The following is a 7,349-nucleotide window of genomic DNA, read 5'->3' on the forward strand; positions in this document are numbered from 1 at the left end:
CCTTGTGTTACCTGGGCACTGTCGGAGCTGCGAGAGTCAGCAGGAGTTCGTTGATCTCAGGCACGGCTCGATGAGGGCGCAGAGCGGTGGCAAGTTCGCGGACGCGATGTGTCACGCGGGCGGAATGGACGGCTGTTGCGTGGTGTGTCAGCTCCCGGCCCCGGTCGTAGGCAGCCTCGATGTCTCCAGCGCGAGCATGGGTCGTGGCGATGACGGCGGTGTGCAGGGCACGCGTCCGGATGTTCTGGTTGGCGACGGTGAGCGCGTCAGTTGTGTGTCTCAGGGCCTGTCGGTATAGGCCCAGGTCGCTGAGGCACTTGACCGCAGCACCGGCGAGGTGGGCCGGGCTGAAGTAGCTGACCCAGCGCGGACCGCCGTCGGGGTCCGTACGATCGATGGCTCGCTCGGCCATGGCGAGGGCGTTCTGGCACGCACGTCTTTCGCCTGACGTGCCGTACGCGCTGGCGGCGGTCGTGTACAGCCGCGAGCGGACGGCGGCGGGGGCGCGGCCTGCTCCGTCGATGGCAGCTTCGGCGAGCCGGACGGCGTCGTGGGCGTGCCCGAGGTAGACGGCCTGGGTGGCGAGGTTGGCCAGCAGGTGGGCACCGTACAGGCGGTCGTCGGCGGCCTTGGCGAGCCGTAGCGCGATGGTCAGATGATGTTGGGCGATGCCGTGGTCGCCCGCGTCGTAGGACATGAAGGCGAGCTGGCCGGAAAGCGTCGCGGTCGCGCGCATGAGGTCCCGTCCGACGGCGTCGTTGTAGCTGCCTCGCAGCATCGGGACGACCTGGCGCACGAGGAGGTCGACCATGAGCGCCCGGGTGCGCGGGGAGCCACCGCCGTGGCGTCGGTCAAGGTCGGTGAAATGGTCGGCGAGGGCGTACAGGGATTGGATGTCTGCACTCGTCACCAGTTGCCGGCCGCTGCAAGCGACCGCCCGGTCGGGCAAGTCGTACCGCCAGGCGAGCGCGGTTTGGAGGGCGTCGCCGCTCTGGAATGTCCCGCCAGGCGCTGAGCCGAGCTGCTTGGCGAGCATCGCCCAGAGTCTTTCGGCAGCATCGATAGCCTGACCCGCGGACGTGGGGTAGCCAGCATTCGCGGTGACATCGCGTGCCGTGAATCCGAGTTCGGTGACGGCAACGGGGCGACCGAGTTTGCGGGCGAACGTTTCGGCCATGGTGGCTTGAACGTGGTCGACCGGCCGGCGTCCGCGTAGCCACCAGTAGACGCTGGCGGCATCGTAGCGCCAGGCGCCGTGGATACGGCCGGCGTGGTTGAGCTGGCGAGCGAAGGCGGCGTGGGCGTTGCCGTACCCGGCGGTGCGAAGCAGTGCTTCGAACGCCGCATTCGTGACCGGCCGCGCCATGGATGTGCCTCCAGGTATCGATTGGCTACCAGCAGTGACGAGCCTATGGGTCGCTGCGGCGCTGTGGGTGCCCCGCGCAACCCGGCGCAACATGACACCGAGGGCTACGCAACGGCACGCATCGCCTGCCATCTGGTCGGTCGACCAGCAGTCGACTTCGCTGACCTCATGGCGCAATGGGCGGCGAGAGGAAGCGCTTCCGAGACCTACCGTCGCGCCCCGGTCGATGGAGGTGCGGATGCAGAACGACGAGCCAGCGATGAGTCGGGGCGAGCAGGTCGAGGCGGCCGAGCGGGAGGCTGCCAAGAAACGGCTTCTCGCCCAGGCCGAGGCGGAGCGCGTACCGGTGGAGGAGACCACCCGGGCGGTCCCGGACCGGCGGTGGCGGCGTGACCAGCGGTGACGAGCCGATCGGTCGTCGGGTCGCCCGCTGGCGGGTGCGGCGGCGGATGACCCAGCAGATGCTCGCGGATCGGCTCGGCAGGTCCAAGAGCTGGATGGACAAGGTCGAGCGGGGCGTCCGCGCGCTGGACCGGTATCCGGTCGTCCAGGAGATCGCCGAGGTGCTGCGGATCGATCCGCTGGTGCTGCTCGGCGAGGACCGCCCGGTGTTGCCGGCGGCTGTCGGCTCGCCGGACGGGGTGGACGGAATCCGCGCCGCCCTTGCCCGCTACGACCAGCCCGGCCGCCACGCGCCGATGGACGAGGTCGAGCGGCAGGTGGCGCACGCATGGCTGACCTTCCAGCACGCGCACTACGCCCAGGTGCTGCGGCTGCTGCCGGGGCTGCTCGACGCCGCCCAGGGCTTGCGCCCGCAAGCGCCGGAGCTGCTGGTGCAGGCTTACCGGATCACCTCGTCGGTGCTGGTGAAGCTCGGCGAGGCCGACCTCGGGTGGCTGGCCGCCGACCGCGCGGTGGCCGTGGCGGGCGGTGACCCGGTGCTGGCGGCGTCGGCAGTCGTGTCGATCGGGCAGGCGCTGCGCGCGCTGGGCCGGGACCGGTTGGCGCTGGCGGCGGCGGTCGCCGCCGTGCGGCGCGTCGGACCGACGCCGGAGACGTCGATGGTCCACGGGGCCCTGCTGATTCAGGCCGCTCTGGCTGCCGCCGGATGCGGCGACACCCGCCGGGTCGGGGAGTTGACCGCCCGGGCCGCCGACATCGCCGCCAGGGTCGGGGCCGGTGACGACCCGTACCGGACCAGCTTCGGGCCGGTCGCGGTCGAGCTGGCCCGGGTGGTCGCGGCGGTCGAGTCGGGGGACGCCGGGGAGGCGGTGCGCCGGCACGAGCAGGCGATCCGGCGGGAGGGGTGGCGGCGGCTGCCGGCCGAGTACCGGGCCGCGTACCTGCTGGACGCCGCGCGCGGGTACCTCCAGATCGGTGACCTGCGCGGGGCGGGGCGGATGCTGGTCGAGGCGGACGCTGTCGCGCCCGCCGAGGTCCGGGCTCGGCCTCTGGCGCGTACGGTGATCGCCGAACTCGCCCGGGGTCGCCCGGCGCCGGCCGGCGTGGCGCGCCTGGCGACGCTGGTCGGCCTGACCCGCTGACCGGATCGGCCGGTACGTGGTGCGGCCGTCGCCGGTTCGCGGGCGGAAGCTACCGGTTGCGGGAATCGCAATTCCCATTTCTCGATAGCAGCGGGCGTCCTCAGGCGGAGAGCGCGGATTCGTGGGCGCTGGGAGTTGCGCGGCCAATAGCGACTTCTGTTCGAACTGCGCACGATTTGTCTGCCGGTCGTCCTGTTGACGTTCCCGGTCACCAAAGAGTCAGTGTCAATTACCTGCCATTCCATTATCTTGTGATCAATGCAAATCAGTCGATACGTTTCCCTGGCCCGAATGGAGCACCCAGGACAAGGGGGAAACACTTGAAAACAACCCTACGCTGGTCGGCGACGGCCAGCCTGGCGCTCGCGCTGGTCGTGACCGCCCCGGCGGTCGCCGAGGCGAAGCCGACCACAGTCGAGAGGAACGGCAACACCACCACCACCGCCCGCACCAGTGACGGTCGTGCGATCACCAACGCGGCGATCGCCAAGGAGGTCGCCGCGTTCTGGACGCCGGAGCGGATGGCGAGCGCCGTCGACCTGGACATCGCGAAGCGCCCAGGCGCCACCGAATCGACCAACCGGGCGCCGAAGCCCGACGGACCGGCGGGCACGGTCGCGCCCCTGGCGCCGAGCGTCGCCAGCGGCGACGACGTCAGCATCCAGCTCAACGAATCAGCGGTCGTCGGCAAGGTCTACTTCACCATGCCCGGCGGCGGTACCGCCTCCTGCTCGGCGAGCGCCGTCGCCAGCGGCAAGCGCCGGCTGGTCATGACCGCCGGTCACTGCGTGCACCAGGGCAGCGGCGGGCAGTGGTACAGCAACTGGCAGTTCGTGCCGCGGTACCGCAACGGAGTGCGGCCGTTCGGCACGTTCGTGGCCTACCAGCTCACGGCCCGCACCGCGTGGATCAACAACAGCAGCTACGACGAGGACATGGGCATCGCCATCATGCACAACGGCGGTAACTGGGGCCTCAAGGTCGTCGACACGGTCGGTGGCCACGGTCTGCGCTGGAACTGGGGCTACAACATCTCCCTGATGACCGCCCTCGGCTACCCGTCGAACCTTGGCGGCGGGGAGAGCCAGTACTACTGCCAGAGTGGCACGTGGTACGCCGGCGGCCAGCAGATCCGGATGTGGTGCAACATGACCTACGGCTCCAGCGGCGGACCTTGGCTGCAGGAATACAACGACCAGAACGGTCTCGGATACGTCAACAGCGTCGTTAGCCACGGCGACAATCCGGGCAACGGACAATTCGACGGTCCGTACTTCGACAATGACATCAAGAGCCTCTACGACTTCGCGGAAGGTCTTTCCCCGGCGTAAAGACACATGACCGCCAGAGCCCCGGCCGATGGCCGGGGCTCTGCGCGTGTGCTCCGTTCCGTAGCCGGCTTCGGGCACCGCCCCCGTGGGCGGGTGGCGGGGGTGCCGACACTTGCACCGGTCCGAAACGGAGATCAAGATCTGCGGCATGGAGTTCTTCTGCTACCACCGCGACCGGCGTGACTCCCTGGCACTGCGTACCGAGTTGCTGGAAGAACACTGGTCCTACATGGACCGGTACGCGGCGGAGATGATCGCCCGCGGCCCGACCTTCGCCCCCGACGGGGAAACGCCGACCGGCAGCGTGCACATCGTCGACCTGCCCGATGCCGCCGCCGCCCGGGCATTCGCCTTCGACGAGCCCAACTACCAGGCCGGTGCGTACCGGGACGTGCTGCTGCGCCGCTGGCACAACACGCTGGGGCGCACCATGTGGGACTTCCCCGGTGGCCGGACCGGTGGCAACCGGTACCTGGTGCTCGGCCTCGGCGCGGGGCAGGCCGCCGACCGGGACCTGCCGCCCGACCGGGACGACCTGATCGCGTACGGACCGCTGCTGTCCGACGACGGTGCCACCTGGCTGGGCACGGCGGCGCTGATCGGGGCGGCGGACCCGGACGAGGCGCGCGCCGTGCTGACCCCGGACCGGTATGCCGAGATCGAGGTGCACGACTGGAGGTTTGGCGGACGTCCGTCCTGATCCCGGAGGCGGCGGGTGCCTGCCGCCTGGGATTCCTCGGGCGAGTGGACGAGCTGTGGTCTCCGACAGCCACGCAGGCCGCCCGCGTCGACGCGGCACCGGCGTGGCGCGCGCCTGGCGACGCTGGTCGGCCCGACCCGCCTGCCGCACTAGCATGGCCGCATGGCCCTCGATCTGTACGCAGGCATACCCGTCAGGGACTATCCGGCGGCGCTGACCTGGTACGAGAGGCTGCTCGGCTGCCCGCCGTCCTTCGTGGCCAGCGACACGGAGGCGGTGTGGGAGCTGGCCGAACACCGGTCGTTGTTCGTGGAGCACCGCCCGGAGCACGCCGGGCACGCCATGCACACGATCTTCGTCGACGACTTCGACGCCCGCGTGGCCGGGATCGCCGAGCGGGGACTGGAACCGGCGAAGCGGGAGACCTACTCGAACGGCGTACGCAAGGCCAGGTACGCGGATCCCGAGGGCAACGAGATCGAGTTCGGCGGCCCACCCGTCTGATCGAACTCGACCGGAGCACACCGGTGACGGCGTCGCGCCGGCCGAGGTTCGATGCCGGCCGGCGGGGCAGCCGGCCAGGACCCTCCCGGGCCACGGCGACTTGTCGCCACCCCCGGCTATCCTGCGCCCGCGCCCCGGGACGGTCCCGGCGGCGGGTACCGGGTGGCGGGGCAGCCACCCCGCTGGGAGGGTCGCGTGGCAACCGAGGAGGCCGGTGTCGAGGCGTGTCGGGTCGCCGCACGGCAGGTGGCGGAGGGGACGGGCGCGGCGCGCGAGGAAGCCCTGCGGCGGCTGGCCGACCTCGGCGCGACCGACCCGACGGTGCGCCAGGACGTGGCTGACGCGATCTGCGCCTGGCTGCGGGCGCCCGGGGCCGCCGACGGCGGGGACGCCCACGCGCGGCGGGCGGCGTTGCGGGTGCTGGCCGGGCTGCTGCGCCCCGTCGGGGCGGGCGACACGCCGCCGCCGGGGCTCGCCGTGGACCTGTCCGGGGCGTCCCTGATGGACGCGGACCTCGGCGGCTGCGAGCTGGCCGGGGCCCGGTTCGCCGACACGCGGTTCCTCGGCACGACCTCGTTCGCCGGCGCCCGGTTCACCGGCGACGCGGACTTCACCCGCGCGCTCTTCCACGGCGAGGCCCGGTTCGACGGGGCGGTGTTCGCCGCCGACGCGACGTTCGGGCGGGCCCGGTTCCGGGGAGCGGCCGGCTTCGACCGGGTGGACTTCGCCGGCATGGCGTGGTTCGGGCGGGGCGAGGACGAGCTGTGGGAGGACGATCCGGCCTGGGACGCGATCGAGGAGGTCCGGCCTGCGCCGTGGGACGAGCCGAACGAGGACGACCCGGGCTGGCCCGTCGCGGTGCTGATGGGGGACTACCAGAGCTGGGAGGAAGGCGGGGACGGGGCACGCTTCGTCGGGACCGCGTCGTTCCGGCAGGCCCGCTTCGGCGGCCCGGCCTGGTTCTGCAAGGCCCGGTTCGGTGGGGAGGCGACGTTCCGGGACGCCCGGTTCGGCGCGGCGGTGCGACTCGACCAGCCCACGGTGGACCTCAGTGGCGCACAGTGGGCCGGTGCGGCCGGCGAGCCGGTGAGCTGGCCCCTCGGCTGGACGTCCCGGCCGGGGCCGGACGGCACGGGCGTGCTCGTGCCGGACGAGTCCGTGTCGCCCTACGCGCGGCAACTCGGCGACGGCGACCCCGCCGTCCGCCACGCCGGGCTGCGCGCCCTCGGCGAGCTGGGCGACGCGCGACCGGAGCTGCGCCAACGGGTGGTCGACACCGTCTGCGGATACCTGCGCGGGCCGCTGCCGTTCGACGTACGCGGCGACCTGGGCCCCGCCGAGGCCGGGGAGACGGCACTGCGACGCGACGCGCAGCGGCTGCTCGCCGAGCGGCTGCGCCCGGTGGCCGCCACCCCCGACGGGCCGACGCACTGGCCGGGCATGAACCTGGCGCTGTGTGGCGCGACGCTGCTCGACCTCGACCTGCACGGCTGCCACGCGGGGCACGCGGACTTCACCGCCGCCCAGTTCCACGGCGCCACCCGGTTCGACGACAGCACGTTCGACGCTGCCGCCTTCCGGCTGGGCGGGCCCGAGGGGCGCGCGTCGTTCCACGGCGAGGCGACCTTCGCCGGGGCGCGGCTAAACCGGTGGCGCGGGGTCCGGGAGGTGCTCGACGGCGTCGTGTTCCACGCCGGCGTCGTCGTCGACCCTGCCGAGGATCGGGCACCGGCGGGACAGGGCTGAACCGGGCGCGGCCGGGATCGATCTGTGCCGGTCGCCGGGGACCGGGGCGGCGCCGCCCCCGGCCCCCGCCCGGGGGGGGCAGGACCAGGGGGGCCGGGGGTACAACGGGGTGTAAACGCCGCGGGCGGGGGTCCGCACGGCCCCAAAGAGGGAAGGGG

7 protein-coding genes are annotated in these 7,349 nt (G+C 72.3%); 6 read left to right on the forward strand and 1 reads right to left on the reverse strand.

Annotation, left to right across the window (positions count from 1 at the left end):
• Positions 1–7 precede the first annotated feature (7 nt).
• Entirely contained in the window at positions 8–1,366 is a 1,359-nt protein-coding gene (locus ABT006_RS32110; RefSeq protein WP_350712231.1) for an NsdA family TPR-like regulatory protein, read from the reverse strand.
• A gap of 238 nt (positions 1,367–1,604) precedes the next feature.
• On the opposite strand from ABT006_RS32110, the gene ABT006_RS32115 reads away from it, so the two are divergent.
• From ABT006_RS32115 to ABT006_RS32140, 6 genes are all read left to right on the forward strand, one after another.
• Positions 1,605–1,769, forward strand: a complete 165-nt coding sequence (locus ABT006_RS32115; protein ID WP_350712232.1) for a hypothetical protein — start codon at positions 1,605–1,607, stop codon at positions 1,767–1,769.
• The gene (locus ABT006_RS32120; RefSeq protein ID WP_350712233.1) at positions 1,756–2,910 is read left to right on the forward strand and encodes a helix-turn-helix domain-containing protein; all 1,155 of its coding nucleotides are present in this window, start codon (positions 1,756–1,758) and stop codon (positions 2,908–2,910) included. Before ABT006_RS32115 ends, ABT006_RS32120 begins: the two co-directional genes overlap by 14 nt.
• 320 nt (positions 2,911–3,230) lie before the next feature.
• Complete coding sequence (locus tag ABT006_RS32125) at positions 3,231–4,241, forward strand: trypsin-like serine peptidase (protein WP_350712234.1); 1,011 nt, start codon at positions 3,231–3,233, stop codon at positions 4,239–4,241.
• A 148-nt stretch (positions 4,242–4,389) separates the two neighbouring features.
• The gene (locus tag ABT006_RS32130) at positions 4,390–4,941 is read left to right on the forward strand and encodes a YciI family protein (RefSeq protein WP_466024220.1); all 552 of its coding nucleotides are present in this window, start codon (positions 4,390–4,392) and stop codon (positions 4,939–4,941) included.
• Between the two features lie 162 nt (positions 4,942–5,103).
• Positions 5,104–5,445, forward strand: coding sequence for a VOC family protein (locus ABT006_RS32135; protein ID WP_350712236.1), 342 nt, complete (start codon positions 5,104–5,106; stop codon positions 5,443–5,445).
• A 195-nt stretch (positions 5,446–5,640) separates the two neighbouring features.
• Positions 5,641–7,191, forward strand: coding sequence for a pentapeptide repeat-containing protein (locus tag ABT006_RS32140; protein ID WP_350712237.1), 1,551 nt, complete (start codon positions 5,641–5,643; stop codon positions 7,189–7,191).
• Positions 7,192–7,349: the final 158 nt, after the last annotated feature.

Origin of the sequence: Micromonospora sp. NPDC002717 (assembly GCF_040295705.1) — a bacterium.
In the GTDB taxonomy this organism is placed as follows: Bacteria; Actinomycetota; Actinomycetes; order Mycobacteriales; family Micromonosporaceae; genus Micromonospora.